Here is a 19,464-nt window from a genome sequence, read left to right as displayed (position 1 = left end):
CGCGCCTCATTGATCCGTTGCGGTTCCCGAATCGCGATGCGGATTGATGCGAACCTTTTTTTGGAGAACCGTATCATGCTGAAAAATATTTGGTTTGGCGTGGCCTGCCTCGTTATAGCCACGCTGCAAGCGCAAGTGCCTTTGTTTGAGGAGATCGCCTCTTTTTCTCGGCAACACTATAGCGGCTGGACCACCAATGATCACCTACTCGTCGGCGAGCTGCCCTGTGAGGGTTTGGTGTTTTACGACACCACCGATGTGACGACCCTTGACGTGGTGGGGGAATTCCCAATTAATGAACGCTCCGTGGTAACCCTTTTCTGGGGCGACGCGATGGTGTTTCTGAGCGAAAGCCACCTGTCCGTGATTGATGCGAGCACACCGGCCCAACCTCGGCTCGCCCGCAAACAAGCCTTACCGGAAGGCTTTGTGCCCTACCAAATGCGTCTGGCCGGGAACCAGGTGATCGTTGGCGGAGTCCATCGCGACAACCTCGTCCCACCCGCGCTGCTGGTTCTGTTCCGTTTGGACTTGTCTGATGGTCGCGCCCAATTTGAACCGCTTCATCTGCCCGAACCTTTTCCGCGATTCACCGACCACTGGTTGTTCAACGAACAGGCTTTGTACGTGGTTGTCAGTGGCGAAATGTGGCGCTACGATCTCGATCCAGCGGGGATGCCTGAGAATCGGCGCACCCATCTGATGGAAGGCATGTACGACCCCCATGCACCCGTCTTCTACAACGGTGGGGTGCTGGTGAATTCGCAGGACGGTCTCTATTTCGTGGATGGCACCGACCTTTCGGCATCCCGGCGATTGACCTTCTTCAGTTATCCCACCCATTCGCTCACCGTCCATGGGGATCGGGCGATTCTCTTGGATCAATGGCAGATTCACCTGATCGATTTAAGTAATTTCAACAATGTCACCTTTGAACCCCAGTATGGTTATGTCGCCCAGAGTATCCATGCCCACTATGATGGCAACCGCGATCTTTTGCTGACGGCGAATCAGGATCGCGTGAACCTGGTGAGCCCGCTACTGGAAGGCACCCTCGCCCATCGTGAAGTCGTGTTGCGCGATTTCATCAGTAACTTTGAAGGTTTCGCGCGGCGCGATGATTTGATTGCCGCCACCGCCTCGCGTCGGCTGGTGCTGGCGCGGCCGGAAGGAAAGGGCGCTTTGTCCGTTCTCGCCGAGATTGCCATTCCCTTCTACGACGCGCACCTCGAATTGGTGGGTGACATCCTTTACGTGCAAAATGCAAGCGGATTTTCAGATCGGCTGCGTTTGTACCGGGTGACCGATCCGACCGATCCGGTTTTTCTCGGGGAGTTTAGCAACCATGATTTCGCCGTGGACGGCAATCGTTTGGTCTTTTTGAATGACGGTCCTTCCCCAACCATTACCGTGCAAGATGCTTCCGATCCGGCCAACCTCCAAACCATCGGCGTGATCCGTTTACCCAAATACGAAACCTATGAGCGGCGGTACTACCGAGGCCTGCTTTTGCAAGAGGACCTGGTTGTTGTTGGGAATGCCTCCTGGATTCTGGTGTACCAGTTTCAGGAGGGGGCGTACCGGTTTGTCTCGGAATTTGAAGTGAGTGCATTTGCTTCGGTTGAACAACTTGAAAAGCAAAACGATCACCTGATTGTGGGTTTGTATTCGTCCTTGGCCCTTTACGATATCAGTGATCCTGGTACGCCGCGGCCGCTGGATAGGGTTGACCCGCAACAGGTGACGACCTCGCGAAGGCCCCTGGCCGGTGTTGCCGATTCCTTTGTGTATTACCATCAGTTGAATGAAATGTTGGTTTATCGGATCAGCGACCAAAACCGTTTTGAAGCCGTTCCTTTGGTGGGGAGCAAAGGTTACTCGGGATTTCGGCTGGTGGACGGCCGGCTCTTGGCCGGCCTAAATTGCCCCAACCGTTTGGCGGTGCTGGAAGCATCCTTGTGTCAACCGCCGCAACTCACGGCGGTACCAACCGGCCCGCGTTTCTTGTGTGATCGGATGATCACGGATTTAATCGTCGAGGCCGAGGGCCAAAACCTGAATTACCAGTGGTATGCGGACGGTGAACCGGTGAGCAACGGTGCCTTCGCGCGCTTAACCGTGGAAGTCACGGAACAGGACGTGATGTACCATTGCGAGGTGCGCGGTGATTGCGGGGTTCAGGTAACCGAACCCGTGATGGTGGCGCCGACCGTTTGCGATTTGGTGCAAGGTTACGCGTTGTGGCAAAGCGACGGTCGGTTTTGCGATACCCGAAACCCCAGTGTGCTGCGTTTCGTCGCCGCGATGAACAACGGCGGCGACTGCCAACTTTAGCCATGGGCCGGCCCGCATTTCTCACAAGGCCTTCTGCTTCTCGCGACGAATCCTTGTGAGAATCGCGGGCTAACCGGGTTCCGTGGAGGCGGAATCCGGTCGGTTCTTTTTAGCCCATGGTTCAGGGAGTGCTGAGTGCTTCGAGGAACTTTTGGCGGCGGGCCGGGTCCGTGGTTAGGATTTTGCGGGTTTCGCTGGACAGTTCGATGTGGAGGAAGGGGCGACCGCGCTTGAGCGCCGATTGGGCTTGGAGGTTGGTGGTGCCGCCGAGTTCGAAGACGCCGTCGCCGAACACCATGACGCCGTCGAAGCCGGCTTTTTGCAGGGCTTGGGCGCCGTCGCGGACAAAAGCCAAGGGAAATTGGGCGCCGCTGCTGAGGATGATGTGGGCTTTTCTGCCCGCGGCGCTTTTGCGCTTGCCGCGCGCGTAGCCGTGGATTTGTATGATGCGGCCCGCGTCGCGGTTCAACCAGGCCTCGTGGAATGCTTGGAAAAAGGCGCCGGGGAAGCGGGCCAGGTCCGCTTTGGTGGTGGTTCCATGGGCGTGGACCTTGCGCGAGCTGGTGTTCCAAGCTGCCGCGCGGAAGGGGCCGGCGCGGAACAGTTCCAGCCCAATGACGCCCGTGTGACGGTCGAAAAACCGATGGGGGATTTGCATGCAGAGGTGGCCTTGTTTTCGGAACAGGTACAACCCGCCGCCGCGCTTACGCGTGTCGCGCACGGCCCAAATTTGGCCCGCTACCGCTTCCTCCATGGCGAAACCCAGGGCCGACCAGGCTTGCGGCAAGTCGCCCGCCGCGGGATTGCTTAGGCTTTGCGCGAACAGGGTCACCGCCTGTTGGTATTCCGTTCTGTCGGGCGTGATGAAGGCCGTGTCGCGCGGCTGATCGAGCAATTGGTCCAGGCGGTCGGCGGGGGAGAGGGACATGAGCAGGCATCCTAGCAGCAGGTTCATCATAAGGGCAGTACCTCGAAGGTCAGGACGATGGGGGTGGTGCCGTTGTTGCGCACCCGTTCGTAGCGGCCGAAGCGGTCCGGCATGGCGCCGGCGCGGCGCCATTCGATAAAGGCCAAGTCGTCGATTTCCAGGCGGGCCTGGGCTGTTTGTGCCGGGCCGAGCACCGCGTAGAAGTTGAGTGCGTTGGCGCGGACCGATTCGCTGGTGACGTCGGCGGCGCTGAGCGCGACCGTCTGGGCGTGCCAGGCGCCGTCCGCGGGAAGCGACAGCGCGCGTTCAATCGTGCGGAGCAGGGTCGATTCCGGTTCGGCAGTGGGGTCGGTATCGATAAATTCATACAGATCAAAACGGGTCCAGACGACGGCCTCGCCCGTGCGGCGCGCAAAAAAGCGCAGGCTGTAGGCGGCGGGAGGATCCAGCGGCCAGGCCACCCCGTTCTCGCCTTCCCGGTAAAGTCGATGTTCGGGGAGCGGGACCCTGGCCAAGGGTCGGATCAGGCGCGCTTCGCTCTCGTTGGACTGGGTTTGGATGCGCAGGAAGCCGTTGCCGGAACGCGCGTCGCCGTTGATCACCGCGCTGTTAACGCCGTCCAGATTCCAGTGGGTATCGCCGCGCGCGGCACCGTCGGCGATGTCGTCCTCAAAGCGGCCCCAGCCGTAGAGATCGCGCCCGATTTCCACCCCCGTATCTTCGGCGCCGAGGCCGAGCCGCGCGTGGACCAGGACGTTGTCGGGGAGCGCCGCGTTTTCGCCCGGCCCAAGCGTGATTTGCCGGGTTTGCGGGGCGACCGAGCGGGTCACGATCCCTGCTTGGTTGCCGATGCGGATCAGGTCGGCCGCGACGGTTTCGTCGTCGGGTTCGATGGCGACGGGACGCACCGTGCCGCCGGCGTCGCGCAGGGATTGGGCGTTGTTGCGGTTCATTTCCCACAGGTTGAGTAAGGTACGTGTTGCGGCGGGTCCGGCCACGCCCGCGGGTTGGTAGCGCTGGATTTCAAAGGGAACCAGGCGCGCTTCCAGGAGTTGGTTGCCTTCCCAGACCGTGCGCAGGAAGGCGGATGGGAAGGTGACCAAAAAGTCCTGATCAAACACGAAGTTACCCAGGCTGTAGGCGATGAGTTTGCCGCGGTACCATTCCACGCTTTGCAGCACGTGGGGATGGTGGCAGATGACGATGTCGGCGCCCGCGTCGATGGCGCGTCGTGCGTTGCGGCGCAGGCTCTCGGAGGGGACTTCTTGGTACTGGAAACCGGCGTGGAGTTGGATTATTACCAGGTCGGTGCGGGCGGCCAGCGTTTCAATCGCCGTGCGTACGTCGGCGGTGCGCCAAAAGGCCGCGCCGCCGTGACCGCGACGGGCGACCCAATCTTGGAGTTCGGGGTAAACCCTTTCCAGCGAGGCCCAGGCCGCGTCGCGTTCGGCCTGCTCGAGATCGGATTCGGCTTCGCTGAAGAGGCGCCAGGCCACGCCGATGCGTCGTTGTGCCGCCGGCACCTGCCAGCCGGGCGCGTCGAATTGCCAGGAGCGCGCCTCGTATTGCCAAGCCTCCGTGGGGGGCAGGTCGTCGGGGATCGGGTCGTCGGCGCCGGGGTAGTTGTCGTTGACGAAACTGCCCGTGACCGTGGTGTAGGAGAGGGTGCCGATGCGGGTGCCGGCCACGGTTTGGATGGTCGGGGTGGTGGCGGTTGTTTCGTCCATGCCCGCGCCTTGGGTGGTGAGGCCGGCGCGGTCGAGTGCTTGAAGGGTGGCGGCCACACCGGTATCGCCATAGTCGCGCACGTGGTTGTTGGCGAGGATGACGAGGTCGGTCCCCAAGGCGATCAGTGCCGCCATCGTTTGGGTTGGGGCGTTGAGAATAAAGCGTTTGCCAGGATATGCGAAGGTTTCGTCGAGGTCGCTGACACTGGTTTCCAGGTTGACCGTGCGGAAGTCCGCCGCCACAAAAAGCGGTTGTAACGCTTGGATCACCGCCGCCGCATCGGCCGCTTGTTGGTCCTCGCGAATGAGGGGTTCGCCAAAGGCCGGGTTTAGGTAACGGCGCCCGAACATGGCGTCGCCGCCCGCGTGCATGCTCCAGCGGGTGCCGCCGGCGCGGCGCCACAGACGACGGGTCTGTTGTGTTTCCGCCCAAGTCGGGTCGGCCACCATGGGTTCGTCGAGGATGTCGGGCGCGGTGACCACCAGCGCCGTGGGGCCGTTGAGGTTGTCAACCGTGACCCGACCGGAGGCGTCGCCGCGATAGGAGCGGGTGCCGTCGAAAGCCACCGCGTTGGCAACCGGATCGCCGTTTTCGTCTTGGAACAGGAAATGCACCGAATAACCCGCCTGGTTGGTCGGTGGCGGTGGCTCGGTGACAACCGGCGTTTCGCCGTCGTAGGAACCGGAACAACCCAAGATTGTGGAGGCAATTAGGATCGCGGTGATCAGGGGGATTAGGCCCGTGATCTTCATGGGCACCTCGTGCTGAGAGCGGTGTGGGGGATCGTGTCCTTATTGTAGCTGGAAACGGGCGAAATCGTGCGGAGAACCCGCGAGTCGTCCGGGTGAGCAGTATTCGGCCGTTTTTTCCAAGCCGTGTATTTCAAGTTTTTTGCCCGTTTTCCGATGGTGTGGGTGTTGTGTCGGTGCCAGGCGTCGACGGACCCGCCGGCCTCCTCAGCGCGGGCGACGCGAATGGGTTGATGCGGGGAAAGGATAGGTGGGCATGCGGGATGCTTGGAAAAGATGGCGACGGCTGAAGCGGCCGGAAGGGTTGCTCGCCGTTGCGTGCCTGCCGCGCCGGCTGCTCGGCCTGGTGCTGGTTCTCGGGTGTTGGGCGGGGTTGTTCGGATTGGCTTCCGAGCATCAGCCACCGCCCCAACGCGAGCGCCTCGAATCCTTGCCACTGCTGTCGGTGACCGAGCATGGCGCGTTGCGTGTCCGGGACGCGCGCCGCCCGTTTTCCGCCGATGAATCCCTATATATAAGGTATGAAGGCGAGGCGGATTGGCTGACGTTGGTGGGCGCTGCCGAGACCTTGGCCAACCTGCGACTATCTTTTTCCCAGGACGGTCGGCTGTTTCGTGCGCTGACGGCGCGTGCGGATGCCGACGGCACGCGGTCCTATGTGTGGGTCGATGGACCGGGTTTGCTGCGGTTGCGTGGTTTCCTGTCCGAGGGCGATGTGGCGCCGCCCCGTGTCTTCCGCCGTGTCCCTTTTCCGGCGGCACCCTTGTGGCCGCCGCGTGATTTGGGCCACGCCGGTCGACGGGTTGCCGTGGTTTTTGATGATGCACACCACCGGCGTGATTTCCTTCATTTAGCGGCCGGTGTGCCGGTTCGCGTTGATGGGCCGGGTGGGGACGGCACCTTTTGGCTGCAATGTCGGGCGTTGTTCGACGCCGAGGACGGTCGGCCCCGTCGCCACGTTGCGGTTCAGGTTCAGCAAGGCGCTTTTCAACGTGGGTTCTCCTTTTCGAGCGGGCCGGCCAACGCAACCGCAACCTTTGACAACCGAACCGCCTTGATCGGGTTTGCCCGCGATGTTGTTGCCGAACTGCCCGAGCCCGGTGATGCTTGGTTGCTGACCGCCGATGCGCCCTTGTTGGTGCGGCTTTCCGCGCCGCGGTTGGGTTACGGGTGGGCGCGGCCTGATCCGGTTCAGCCGGACCCACGCTTCACCCGGCTGGGCGATTTCGAGGCGCCGCGTCGCCCGCTATTCTTGCCCGCGCCTTACGATGCGTACCCGGATGGACCGCATCCCGTTCCCGAGCGGCACGACACCTGGTTGCTGGGTCCCCGTGAGGAAGGGCTTGTCTGGCGCGAGCACCTGGCCAACCGTCGTGACGCCCACGGCCGCCCGCTTTTGACACCGCGCCTCGTGGATCGGGTCGCCGACGGCATGGCCGCGTTTTCGCCGGTCGCGCTTGCCGGCGCGCGGCCGCTAGCATGGCGCCTGTTGCATTTTTTCGAGAACCGTTTGCCGGATCCCGATGCGAACGGGCCTCGTTTCACCACCACCCAATTTCTGGCCCAGGAACAACCGGCCCTGCAACAGGCCTCGTTTGCGCGGTTAACCGAAGATCATCCGATGGCGGTGTCCTTGGCCGAGGTTCCGGGCAGGCCGCGTTTGCGGTTGCGGGTGTCCCCGACACAGCCGGATGCAGCCTTCCGCCTTCAATTGAACAAAACGTTAGGGGAGGCGATGGTGTTCAGCGGCGCCGCGGAGGGATCGACCTTTGCTCACGAAGACGGCTTCCCGGCGACATGGGCTTATGAACCTGACTTGGGCCGTTTCCTGCCGCGCGGCTTGCCGCCCCTCGCCGAGGTGGGCACCATCGAATTTGAGGTGCCCGCGGGTACCCGTCGTTTGACCCTGACAGTGGACGGCGGCCCGGTTTGGGTCGCGCTTGACCAGCTTCGCGGCGTGCCACGGCGGTTGGAAGCCAATCGATTGCAATCGATTGCGGCAGCCTTTCCCAAGACCGCGTTGCAGACTTTTCACGAATTCCTGCAAAAACGGTTCGAGGGAAAGGCTGCGCCGGAAACCGACCCGGCGCGCGCCGCTTGGCTGTTGCATTACGAACCCTTGGCCAGACTGCTGTTGGCGCGCGCCCACGCCTACGGCGGGGATCCCGATTGTTACCCGATTTCGCCGGTGGAACCCGCGCCCTTGTCGGGTGAGCAGGTTCATACTTACCTGGCCGAGGCCGAACGGCTGCTCGCCGAGGATGTCCCGTTGGCGGCGCTGACCCGGTTGGGTGCCCTGGTCACGCGCAACGGATTGGACGAAGCACGGTTGGCGCGGGGCGTCCTGTTGTGGGAATTGGGGGAAGCTTATTTGGGTGAGCAAGACTTGCGTGCCCTCTTTTTCGAAACGCGCGATCCCGTTATTCGCCGCGACGCTTACCATCTTTTGCGGGATTGGTACCAGGCGGCCAACGAACCCAACAACCTTGCCGGGCTTACCGCGAGCATGTTTCTGTTCGACGGTGATCCGGTTTACCTGGAAGCCGCGGCGCGGGATTTGGAACAGCGTGGTTTGTGGCGTGACGCCTTGGATTCTTGGCGGCTGTGCCCGCGTGCGGATATCGGTCACACGGCGATTCTGGCGGTGCGTGCGGAATCTGACCCGGCGGCGATCCCGACCGCGATCCCGTCGCGGGAGGATTTGTTACAGCAAGGCCTGCGTGCCGCGCTGCGCCACGATCCCGCCGCTGCCGCCGCGGCCTGGCGCGCTGCCGGCGAGGAAGGCGCCGCGCTGCTTCGCCACGCGGACCGGGGTTGGCAAATCCGCCGCGCGCTGGTTGACCCGGACCCACAAGCACGTTGGGACGCCTACCTTGCCTTGGAGGATTGGTGGCAAGCCGCGTCCGGGCCGTGGGGTTTTGAGCCCGCCTGGTTCGGCCTTACCGCCGCGGCGGAACGGGTGCGTGTACACCGGCAGGCCTTGGATCGCGAAAACTTATTTGTGCGGACAACCACCGCCGAACCCGCCGCCTGGACCCTTTGCGGCCCGGCCACCGTCCGCTTTTCCGTGCGACCGCTGCACCGGCGCGAGGATCGCGGCGCACTCGTTGACGGCGTGGTGACCCTCTCCCAAAACGGCTTGCCTTTCCGCGAGCGTTACCGCGACAACCCGATCTCCGCCAACTTCTTCATCGTGGGTGAGGAAGAAACCCGGGTGGGCGGGCTCATCCAGCGCACTTTCCAACTCGGGCCCGGCCTGCATCAGTTCGCGGTGCAAGGGGATCGGGATTTGCTCGTCCGCGCCGAAATCCTCCGCCCCGCGCTGGTGGTACCCGAACTGCCGCCGCCCTCTGCCGAATTGCTAGAGGCCGTGCTCGCCGGTCCAGAAACGCCCCAACCCTTTCCCGCGCGCCAATGGGTGTTGGTGGACAAGGAGAACGCGCAACGCCGGTTTTCATGCGATTGGTTTCCGGGTGCGCGTAGGGTCGCTCCCGAAAACCAGGGTCAACGTGCGCGAATCACAGCCTGGCTGCAACCGAGGGCCGACGAGGAAGCACCCGACGGCTGGTGCGCCTTGCCGGTGGTCAAAAGGCGCGCTTGGCAACCCGATGCGTCGGAACAAACGCGAATCGCCTTGCGTTTGAACCAACCCGCACCGCCCTCCGCTTTGGAATTGCCGCTCCCACCCGCCGAACGAGACACCTTGCTGCAACAATTCGCGGCCCGTGAGCCGACGAAATACGGCGCACAACGGGCGGCCCAATCACCGTCCGCGCAAAGAGCTTGGCTGCTTGCCCAACAGCGTGGGTGGGAAGCGGCGATGGTCCCGGTTGCCGATGAAACCGAGGCGGTGCGCGCGCTGACCGCGCTGGGCGATCTGATCGGCGAAACGCGGCCCTTGCCTGAACACCATCGCCGCGCCTACCGTTTGGCCGCGCGCTTTCCGGCGAGTGGCTGGGTACGTCGGTTGGCCGCGCCCATCCTCCGTGGGTTCACCTGGGAAAACGTCCAGCATTTTGACCGCGGACAACAGGTCCAACCGGTGGAAGCCGAAGCTGTCAGTCCCGCTGCCGCGGTTCGCGCCGCCTTGGTCGCGCCCGACCCGCAATCCATCCTCCTCATCGGCCGCCAACGGCAAATGGTGGTCTTCGAACACGAACAACCGCGGACCTTGCGGGTGCGGGCCTCGGTGGAGCGCCCGCAACGCCTGCGACCCGTCGCCATCGAGCTCCAATGGCAGTGGGACGACGAAAGCCCACAAAGCCGGCGCCTGTCGGCCGACACGGCATGGCACGAATGGGTGCTGACCCCGCCGCCGCAAGCCAAACGGCTGACCATCGGCATGGTGAACCCGCCGGCCAACCAACTACTGCGCCTCCAGATCAGCGAGTTACAAGGTGACCGATTCACGGCACCCGAGGGCCCGCCGCCGACGCGGTATTATCGGGTCGTAGACCAGGCCGAGCCCTTGGAACTCGTGCTGTACGAACCGAGCCTGCTGCGCCTGGAACAGGTCCTGCGCGACGGCGTGCGGTTCACCGAACTGGATGTAGAAGCAACCCCGTTTCGCTTCCGGCTTGAAGCCGGCGATGAACCCGCGCTCTATCGCCTCGCCAAGTTGGTGCCGCGTTTTCATCCCATTCCCGAGCCCCCGGTCACCGCCGCAAAACCTTGGTTAGGCGGGCCTTACCCCACGACCCCGACGGCGGGGCGGCGAACACCGCCACCGCCGCCGACCCATCTACAGCCGGCCGCGGGAGGCCCCTGGTCGGGGTTTCTCGAGGCAAGCCTGGTCCAACGCGAATTGTCCGACGACGAGAGCGCGGAAAACGCGGGCCGTGACCGTTATTTCCAGGTGGGTTACAGCTTGAGAAGGCATTGGCAGGCTCATGATTTATTCAGCCGAAGCCGCGCCGCTTTGCGTTTGCGCGAGGCGGTCGGTCATTCGTTGAACCTGTCCCAGACGTTTCTGCTGCGCCGACCTCGCTACGATCTGTCCCTCACGCTTGGCGGCACGGTTCAGTTCTTGGAAAGCGTACGCTTGGACGGCGCGGTTCCGGTTCGGCGCAATTTCGACGATCCCTACGCGACGCGGATGTTCTTGGGCTGGAATTCGCGTCGGCACCACCAAAATCGGTGGTCCTACCAAACCGAGGTGACCGCCTTTTACCACTACCTGGGTTTTGACGTCTTGCCGCCGGGGTCGCTGGATTGGGATGTGGTCACCGCTTACCGCGTCGACCACCAGCACGGTTTAAGGGTCGGCCAAAACCTGCGCTACCAACCGGTTCTCGACGGCCGCCTCGATCTGGACGCGTTGCTGGTGACCAACGAAACCCTTGCCGCGTCCCCGGTTGATTTTTACCGAATCGGCGCGGCCTGGTCACAACACCTCGGCCGCTGGGAAGCCGCGCTCGGCGCCCGCTTCCGTTACCTAACCGCGGACGGCGACCGCGGCGAAGCCCGCCGCCAATGGCAGCCCAGCCTCCAAATCGGCTGGTGGCACGGCGACACCGACGGACGCCACCACTTCACCGGCCTACGCCTCTCCTTCGACCCCGACGACCAAGCCACCAACCTAAACCTATCCTGGCGCACCAACCATAGGGGACGCGGCGGCGTCGCAAGTTACCTACCGCGCGAATTGCGCTTTCCCCGACTGCTTGAGCGTTGGTAGCATCGCGCCAACTCGATGCAATTGGTTCGGGTGCGCCAAACCATCGGGCCGGTGGCGTGCCTGAATGATTTCCGACGCCGGCAAGGAACCCTGTTCCGAGGATTGCGCCGCGGGTCGCCTGCTTGTTAGATTGGGGGCACTTTTGGTGGAGGGTATCTGTTTGGCGCCAAGTGTTTGTGACTATGCCGGTATTTGTGGGGGATGTCCCTGGATTCTTGAACCCTACCCGTGGCAAATCAATGAGAAAACCGATCGGTTCCGCGCGCTATGGCGGGGGCAAGGTCTTGGCGAGCAACCACCGGGGTTCCGGTTCCATACGATCCAGCCGTTTGGGTTGCGAGATCGCTGCGACATGACCTTGCATCGCGAACAAGGGATCACCCGTTTGGGGTTGTGGGATCGGGATCGGTCCGAAATATTGGATTTGGCGCGCTGTCCGCAGATGAGCGAGCCGCTGGCGGCTTGGTTTGCGGCCTTTCGTTCCATCATTCCGCCCATCCAGTTCGGCAACGTCCGGCTGCGGGTCGCCCCGGATGGGACGCGCGGGATTTGGCTCGATTTCCCCAATAAAACCATCGATGCGCTGATCAAGGAGGCGCAATGGCTAAGTGCCTTGGCCGAGACGGCCGTGGTTGAGGTCGGGCAACGGCGGTTACCCCTTGAAGTTGAAGGCGGATCGGTTCGGCTCGGTGAAAAACCGAAACCGCGTCCCTGGTTTGAGACCTATATCGGCGAGCGGGCCGTGCCGCTCTACTGTACCGTCGGTTCCTTTACCCAGCCGGGCTACCGAGCCAATCACGTGCTGGTCGATCTTGTGCGCGATTGGGTTGAACCGCTGCCCGCGGCACGCTGGCTCGAGCTGGGCGCCGGCATCGGCAATTTCAGCCTGCCGCTCGCGGCCGCGGGCAAACAAGTTACGGCGCTTGAAATGGATCCACTCGCCCTGGCCATGCTCGCTCGCTCGGCTTCCGAATGCGGCCTTGCCGCACAGATCACGGCCTGGCGGGGGAACATGCACACCCAAGCCGCGGTGCCCGCCGCGCTGATTTCCGACCACGATGCCGTGTTCGCCGATCCGCCCCGTTCCGGCTTACGTGGATTTCCCCAGTTCCTGGGCGCCACGCCCCGCGCGGAGCGGCCCCGCTATTTCCTTTACCTTTCCTGCTTCGCGGAGAGCCTGACGGTTGATGTCGCCGCCTTGGGGAAGCTGGGCTATCGGCCGCAACGGGTGGTGGGCATCGATCAGTTTCCCCAAAGCAAACATGCGGAATGGCTGGTTTTACTCCAGCGCGATTGAGCACCGGCGCGATTTGGGCTAGAAGGACACGCGAAAATCGATGATCAGGGGGAAATGATCGGAGCCGATATCGGGGCCGACCCTTTTGGCGCCGATGATGATGGTTTTCGAATGGAAGCAGTGGTCGAGGGGAATGTACAGCGGCGCAAAACCCGTCGGCCAGGTTGGCTGCCATCCATTTCCTCGGATGGTGCCGGTGAGACCGGATGCGTCCTGGAAGGCACGGTAGCGTGGCGACCAGGGCGTTGTGTTCAGGTCGCCTACCAACAGCACGGGTTGGTGCCATTCTCGCAAGTGCCCGGCGAGCGCCTGCATGTGACGGTTACGCAGCTTCGCCATCGCTTCCCCAATCGGCGGAACCGGGTGCATCGAAAACAGGGTGAAGGGAACCTGTCCTTCGCCCGCGAAGCGCGCTTCGATCATGGGCAAATCAATGCCGTCCCCATAAACGACGTCCGCGGTGCGCCATGGTTTTTTGCTGAGGAGCGCGATCCCGAAATTGTCGTCTCGCGGTTCGGCCAGAACATGGGGATACCTCGATGCCAAGGGTTTGAGCCCCGTCATCCAGGCCTCGGTTACTTCCTGTAGCACAATGAAGTCCGGGTCTTCTTTGTGAACCAATTCAAGCAGGCGATCTTTTTGCTGATTGGCCGAAAGGACGTTGGCAAAAAGGACCCGGTTCCATTCCCCATCGTCCGGTGTGGCGCCGGTGGGGAAAAAGATCGGTGCAACGGTACTGAGGTTCAGGAGCAATGCAACGCCCACCACGGTGCCCAGACGGAACTGTTTCGCGATCAGAAGGAGCGGCAAACAGGCGATGAGGCCGACGACATACTGGACGCGAAAATGACTGAACAGTTCAAAGAACCACCACACATCGCCCGCGAAGGAGAAGAGGGTTGCGGCGATGAGTACCAAGCCGACGCGGTGGAGGATGGTGCACAGCAAGACCAACGGCCAATGTTGCCGGTGCCGCCTGTCGCCGTCTGCGCCGTTCGGGCGATGTTCCGTGTTGTTGGTTGTTGGGTTCTCCGTGGTTGGTTGACGAGAATCATGTTCCATACAGGGTCTGCGCTCCTCCGGGGTGACCCATCTTGCCAAAAAAGCTGAGGCGACGCCATGGTGAAGCTTGAATCTCGTTTTCAGCGTTTTGGATCGGACGGGTTCCCTCCTCGGGCGTTTGGCCGGAAAGCGGAGATGGGTATACGGGCCGCTTTGAAGGGCGCCAATCCTGGGGTGAGGCCTGAGCGACGTGGTCGTTGCCGTTTTGGCGGACCCGGTTCACGCTCTGGCTTTAAGGAGGTAGGTTGGCGGTCTTACAGTTGATGGGCAACTTTGTGATATATCTTTCGTACCCATTTTGAGAAAGGTTCCCAATGGCACATTTCCTTTCCGGCCACTTGTAAAGCCGGTACCGGCATGGGATCTTGATGTGACTGACGCGTTTTTTTGGCAAATGGCAAGAGCGAGGGAATTCACGAAGATTACGTATCCCAATCTTGCTGTCTTGGATGTCGCTTTATTCACAGTTGGCTGTTTAAACGGAGATAATTCCGGTTTGGGTAATCAGAGTTATTGCGTAAAAACGAAAAATGTGAAACTTTGAAAGGGAAATGGTGTGCGACCGAAACCCTTTTCCGGCTTTTTGGCCGACACCCTTGTTGTTTCTTTTGCGCCTTTTTTTCGCTCACCCGGCGTACTTCAGAAACTAGGCCCCTCGGGCGACCGATCAATTTTTGAGATGAAACAGGATAACGACAATGTTGGAAATGATGGTTGTGGTACCGGTCGATGCTCAGGAAAGCGCCGAAACGTCGACCCGTCGTTTTAATAAGTTGCACTGTGAATTGCAATGTCCCCAATGCTGGATGATTTCCGAGGCGGCGGTTGCCCTGCCGTTCGGGCGCCCCAACGGTGATGGCTACCGACTGGGCGAAACCCTTGCCTGGCGCGAAGGTGTTCCTTTCGAAATGGGTGGCCGGCCCGCGGACGGTCATTGTGTCAGCGAAGGTGCGGCCCAATGTGGCGGTTGTAAAACCATCCTGGCGGTTTCGGTTCACGTTTGGCAAGATCGCCTCACCAAAGCGATTGCCGTCGGTGAATACCGCAAAACCACCTGTTTTTCAGCGTGATTCGAACTGATCGACCACGGCCTGTCGCTGTTTCGCGGCCTCCGCGTGGTGGTTGCCGGCCGCGGTAAATGCTTCAATGATGACGGGATAACGCCGACGTACCGCTGTTAATGGATCGGCCGCCGCCGAAGCGGCACCCCCTTCGATCATGGCCGTCACCGCGTCACCGCCCGGTGCTTCGTCTTCTAGTTTGAGATCCGCGGGGAGTTGGGTATCGATCCCCAAGCGATCGGCGATTTGTTGCACGTGCAAATGGTGCCCGGCCAGGTTGACCGCGATCAGCCGGTTCTCCCGTTCGAAACGAATCGGGTCGGGGAGGGGATTGGCCGCCTCCCGTTCTGCCAAATCCACCATTTCATCCGCCGCCCGTAGGCAGGCCCGCGCGGCCTCCAAACCCAGCTCGGCGTATTGGCGGTTTTGATGGTGCTCGGCGATGGCGATGTGGTGGTCGCGCAACACCGTCGCCGCGGCGATTTGATCGATGTGGTCGATCTTGGCGCGGCATAGCAAAACCAGTGCTTCCAGTTCGGCACGCGCGCCCGATAGGTCCCTTTTTTCCTGCACGGATGCAATACGGGCGCGAACGTCCGCCAAGCGCTGTTCGATTTGCCCGGAATCAGCCTCGGCCGACGCGGGTTCCGGCGGGGTCGCCGAACCCCCAAACAGCCCTTTGAAACGGGACAAAAAGGTTGGTTGCGGCTTCTCGGTCGCGGCGGGTCGTGCCGCCTCAGCCAAGGCCGCGTCGCGTTTTTGGCGTAGCGCCCTTTCCTCCGCCTCCAAACGGGCGCGTTCCACCTCGATCTCCGCATAAGGCGCCAGTTCGGTTTCCAATGCTTCAAGCTTGAGGACAAGTTCCTCGCGGTCCAAGTGGTCGAACCGGCTGATGCGTTCTTTCACGAGGTGTTTCCTGTTTTGGCAGTATTTAGTCGGAGCGACGCGATGATGCCGGCGGCCCTTTTGGATTTGGCGGCATGGTACCCGGGGATTGGGCGGCCTGTTCCCAATAATCTGAGAGCAGGCCGCTTCGCTTGGGTTTAGGGGCTTAGGGTCGCCGCGGTCGCGTTGCCGATGGCAGGCTCCTGGGCGCCGTTAAAGACAAAGACCACGCCGGTGAGGTCGCGCCCGTCAGCGGCCTCGGCGATGACGGTCAGGTCGCCGTCCACGGCGCCGACGAGCGATTCCAAAACGCGGGCGACGGGTTCCTTGCTCGCGGCCCCGTTGATGACGGCGCCCTGTTGGACCGGGTTACCGGCGGCGTCGAAAAAGCTGAGGTTGATGGCGACGGCGTCGTTGCCGGTGTTGACAAACACCGGGGCGGAGATAAAGCCGCCGGTGTTGGGCAGGAACCCGTAAAGGATTTGGCGGCCTTTGCGGCTGTTGGCGGTCAATAGGTCGACGGCGACGCCTTGGCTGGGCGATTTGCCGCGCGCGGTGTTAAAGGTGACCCACAGGCCGTTTAGCAAGCTGGTGTTCGCGGTGAGTTCCACGGTGTAGCCGCTGCCGGAGCCCAGCGCGTCAAAAAGGGTGCCCGCGTCTTCCCGCAGGAACCCATTGGCGGGGATGGTGCGCTGCACCGTTTGGCTTTCGCCGCCCTCGCGCCGCGCGGTGAGCGAGACGGTGGCGGGCGCCGCACCGTAGTTGGCGGCCACGACCAGGCTTTCGAATTGGCCGACGTTGTTGGAGACCCAGGGGTAGATTAGGTTTTTGGCGCCGCTGTCGGTGCGGTTGAGGCGGGTGACGTTGCCCATGGCCGATTCGCGCGCCTCGTTAAACACGAAGTTCACCCCGGTGAGCGACCCGTTTGCGGCGGTGGCGATCATGTACGCGTCCGCGACGGTGTCGAGCAAATCGCTCGCGACTCGGGCGACGGGCACGTTGGGCGCGACATTGGTCACCAGCGTGTTGCCGATGCGGTTGCCGCTTTGGTCGTAAAAGTTAAGGGTGATGTCGGTGGCGGTGTCGCCCACGTTCACCACAACCGGGGCCGAAATGAAGCCGTCGGTGGAGGGTAGGAACCCGAAGACCACTTCTTGACCAACGGTGTCGTTGGTCGTGGTGTTGTTGAGGTCCACGGCCACGGCTTGGGAGGGGCTTTGCCCGGTGCCGCTTGTGCTTTGCAGGTTGTTGGTGACCCAACGCCCGCGCAGGCCGGCTTGGTCGCCGCTAAGGCGCACGGTGTAACCGGAGCCGAGGTTGGGGAACAGTTGCGCCGCGGATTCGCGCAAAAAGCCGCGCGCCGGGATGGTGCGGGTCGCACTTGCCGTTTCGCCGTTGCCGCGGGTGGCGTTTAGCGTGACATTGGCGGCGCTCGCGCCGGGATTGTTGACGATCAAAATACTTTCGAACAGGTCGTTGTTGGAGATCCAAGAATAGAGCAGGTCGCTGGGGGCGTTGCCGCCGTCACCGCCATCGCCGCCGTCACCGCCGTCGCCGCCATCGCCGCCGTCACCGCCGTCGCCGCCATCGCCGCCGTCACCGCCGTCGCCGCCGTCGCCGCCGTCACTACCGCCGGTTGCGCTGTTGCTGATGCACCAGTCGTCGATGGTGGTGATGGTGCCGCCGCCGACCGCGACGGTGGTGGGGTAGGCTTCGCCGAATTGTTCGATGAATTCGCGGAAATTGAGGGTGCCGATGGAAGTGACATCGCTATCAAAATCAAGTGGCGGCGCGAAGCTGACGGTACGCAAGGTGTAATTGCCGCTGGGCATGCCGCCGATTTGGAATTGGCCGCCGAGGGAGAAGCCGACCGCGGCCAAGCCGTTGTCGCTGTTGTAGGCCGCGACCAGGTTGTTTTGCACGATGCAATCGCAGTTCGCATCTTTAATGGTTCCGGAAATGATGCCGCCCGGTCCGACCGCGACATTGATGCCGGTTAAGGACGCGCCGGCGGGAAGATTCAGCACGTTGGCGCCGGCTTGGGTCGACGCGTTGGGGTGGAAGCTCGTGGCGAGGTTGGTACAGCCGGACAAACCGGTGTTAAAGACCAACCCGGTAACCGCTTCAAATTGCTCCGATGCGCCGATTTCGGGGTTGACGGCCACGACATAATTACCACCTGGCAGGCCGTTGACGGTGTAGGTACCCAGAACCGAGCTGAAGGTTCCTTCAAAGCGTTCGCCGCTGTTGCTGTCAATCGCGTTGACGGCAACCAGAGTGCCGGCAATGGTGCCGTTCTCACCGACCAGGCTGCCGCTGATGCTGCCGCCGGCGGTGGGGTTGATGTCGACGCCGTCGGCGGTTTGCCCGCCGCTTAGGGAAACGCGGGTTGCATTGGCGGCGCTGCCGACATCGCCGTGGTAGGTGCGCGCAAAGCTGGGCAGGGGCGCGCCGCCGAAACTGCTACCGGGGACGACCCGGACGACAAAAGTACCGTCGGGCAAACCGCTTACCTCGTAGGGGACGGGCGCGCCGGGTATGGGTGAGAAGAAGGTTTGGGCGATGTTGGTCCCAGTGGTCGCGTCGCGAACCTGGACCTCCGCGCTGGTGGAAAAGATGTTGGCGGGGAGGGTAATGTTGCCGCGAATGCGGTTGCCTTCGACGGGATTAAGCGTTTCGTTAGTGGTGGCGCCCGCGGTGACATTCACCGATCCGGTGTTGACGGTTTCGCGATAGGTATTTCCGAAGGAGGCACCGACGCGGTATTCCCCCGGCGGCAGCAGCAGACGGGTGGGGCCGGTCTCGCTTGCACTTTGGGAAAAGACGCGGCCGTCGCGTTCAACCACGGAAACAAAGGGATCGGTGCCGCCGAGGCTGCCGTTGATTTGAACTTCAAGCGTGCCGAGCCGACTGAGATCAACATTGATGTCGAGCCCCGAACGGGCGTCGCCGGCGGCGACTTCCACGCGCGTCGCGTCGGCGGGATTCGCGGCATTGGGATAATAGATCACCGGATAGGTGTCGCCGGTCCCTGCTAAATCGTAGCCGACCCCAACCAGGTAACAGCCAGGATTGACTTGGTTTAAGCTGAATGAGCCGTCTGAGGAGATTGCGTTGCTTGCATCCTCGGCGGAGAGGCTGAATACAGGTACCAAGGTGACGGGATCGACCAGTTGGAGGGAGGCGCGGTCCAAGCTGCCGCCGGTAACGGTGACACGACCACTGAGGCTTGCGCCGGAGCGGGCGCTGAAGCTGAAGGTGGAAGAACCGCTCACCGCCACGCGTTGGGCGTCGGCCAAATCGCGGCCGGCGGCGTTGCCCGCGTAACGGGTGAGAACATTTTGACCGGAGTAAAGCACGTAGTATTCGCCGTCGGGAACATCGTTAACCGTGTAGGCGCCGCTGCTGTTGGTGAGGCCGAAACCGGCCGCGCAAACCAGTTCAACATCGTAGAGGATGACGCTGACGTCGCGGGCGGGGCTGCCGTTACCGTCGCTGACGATGCCGGTGAGACTGCCCGCCCAAAGCGGTGCGAAAAAACAGAGAAGGAACGAGGACCAACGAAGCATGCAAAAACTCCTGAGCCGGGTTGCGGCTGTGTCAAAGTAACCAAAAATTTGCGAGTGGGGTAGGGGATTTTTCCACATTGTAACTTTTCGTATAAACCAGCCGCCACACTTTAATTTTTTGGAGGCGTTTGGTAGTAATTTACCGATTTCCTTATATTTATCAAAAAGTTAGCA

The 19,464-nt window shown here is 62.0% G+C and carries 9 protein-coding genes; 4 read left to right on the top strand and 5 right to left on the bottom strand.

Annotated features, from left to right (window positions below; translation table 11 throughout):
• The first annotated feature begins 75 nt into the window (after positions 1-75).
• Positions 76-2,334, top strand: a complete 2,259-nt coding sequence (locus J3U88_RS21670) for an LVIVD repeat-containing protein (RefSeq protein ID WP_207861072.1) — start codon at positions 76-78, stop codon at positions 2,332-2,334.
• A gap of 121 nt (positions 2,335-2,455) precedes the next feature.
• Here the strand turns inward: J3U88_RS21670 and J3U88_RS21665 are convergent, their stop codons facing one another.
• Positions 2,456-3,262: a hypothetical protein gene (locus J3U88_RS21665; protein ID WP_207861071.1), complete on the bottom strand. Its 807-nt coding sequence runs from the start codon at positions 3,260-3,262 to the stop codon at positions 2,456-2,458.
• Positions 3,263-3,288: 26 nt separating this feature from the next.
• Entirely contained in the window at positions 3,289-5,742 is a 2,454-nt protein-coding gene (locus J3U88_RS21660) for a CapA family protein (RefSeq protein WP_207861070.1), read from the bottom strand.
• Positions 5,743-5,995: 253 nt separating this feature from the next.
• On the opposite strand from J3U88_RS21660, the gene J3U88_RS21655 reads away from it, so the two are divergent.
• Together J3U88_RS21655 and J3U88_RS21650 are read left to right on the top strand one after the other, a co-directional pair.
• Complete coding sequence (locus J3U88_RS21655) at positions 5,996-11,416, top strand: hypothetical protein (protein ID WP_207861069.1); 5,421 nt, start codon at positions 5,996-5,998, stop codon at positions 11,414-11,416.
• A gap of 352 nt (positions 11,417-11,768) precedes the next feature.
• Positions 11,769-12,713 (top strand): class I SAM-dependent RNA methyltransferase, encoded by a 945-nt coding sequence (locus tag J3U88_RS21650; protein WP_207861068.1) that lies wholly within the window; start codon positions 11,769-11,771, stop codon positions 12,711-12,713.
• Positions 12,714-12,731: 18 nt separating this feature from the next.
• On the opposite strand, the gene J3U88_RS21645 is transcribed toward J3U88_RS21650, so the two are convergent.
• Entirely contained in the window at positions 12,732-13,775 is a 1,044-nt protein-coding gene (locus J3U88_RS21645) for an endonuclease/exonuclease/phosphatase family protein (RefSeq protein WP_207861067.1), read from the bottom strand.
• A 698-nt stretch (positions 13,776-14,473) separates the two neighbouring features.
• Between J3U88_RS21645 and J3U88_RS21640 the strand changes: the two genes are divergently transcribed.
• On the top strand, positions 14,474-14,845 hold the full coding sequence (locus J3U88_RS21640; protein WP_207861066.1) for a hypothetical protein: 372 nt from the start codon (positions 14,474-14,476) through the stop codon (positions 14,843-14,845).
• Here the strand turns inward: J3U88_RS21640 and J3U88_RS21635 are convergent.
• The gene (locus J3U88_RS21635) at positions 14,837-15,742 is read right to left on the bottom strand and encodes a hypothetical protein (RefSeq protein WP_207861065.1); all 906 of its coding nucleotides are present in this window, start codon (positions 15,740-15,742) and stop codon (positions 14,837-14,839) included. The two genes, J3U88_RS21640 and J3U88_RS21635, sit on opposite strands and share 9 nt — an antisense overlap.
• Before the next feature lie 137 nt (positions 15,743-15,879).
• The gene (locus J3U88_RS21630) at positions 15,880-19,290 is read right to left on the bottom strand and encodes a hypothetical protein (RefSeq protein ID WP_207861064.1); all 3,411 of its coding nucleotides are present in this window, start codon (positions 19,288-19,290) and stop codon (positions 15,880-15,882) included.
• Positions 19,291-19,464: the final 174 nt, after the last annotated feature.

Source organism: Acanthopleuribacter pedis (assembly GCF_017377855.1).
GTDB classification, from domain to species: Bacteria; Acidobacteriota; Holophagae; order Acanthopleuribacterales; family Acanthopleuribacteraceae; genus Acanthopleuribacter; species Acanthopleuribacter pedis.
Note: the sequence above shows the minus strand (reverse complement) of the source record. Positions and strands in the feature narration are given on the sequence as shown.

Coding starts and splice junctions, on each gene's coding strand:
- J3U88_RS21670 (WP_207861072.1), top strand. CDS start 76: ATGCTGAAAAATATTTGGTTTGGCGTGGCCTGCCTCGTTATAGCCACG.
- J3U88_RS21665 (WP_207861071.1), bottom strand. CDS start 3,262: ATGTCCCTCTCCCCCGCCGACCGCCTGGACCAATTGCTCGATCAGCCG.
- J3U88_RS21660 (WP_207861070.1), bottom strand. CDS start 5,742: ATGAAGATCACGGGCCTAATCCCCCTGATCACCGCGATCCTAATTGCC.
- J3U88_RS21655 (WP_207861069.1), top strand. CDS start 5,996: ATGCGGGATGCTTGGAAAAGATGGCGACGGCTGAAGCGGCCGGAAGGG.
- J3U88_RS21650 (WP_207861068.1), top strand. CDS start 11,769: ATGACCTTGCATCGCGAACAAGGGATCACCCGTTTGGGGTTGTGGGAT.
- J3U88_RS21645 (WP_207861067.1), bottom strand. CDS start 13,775: ATGGAACATGATTCTCGTCAACCAACCACGGAGAACCCAACAACCAAC.
- J3U88_RS21640 (WP_207861066.1), top strand. CDS start 14,474: ATGTTGGAAATGATGGTTGTGGTACCGGTCGATGCTCAGGAAAGCGCC.
- J3U88_RS21630 (WP_207861064.1), bottom strand. CDS start 19,290: ATGCTTCGTTGGTCCTCGTTCCTTCTCTGTTTTTTCGCACCGCTTTGG.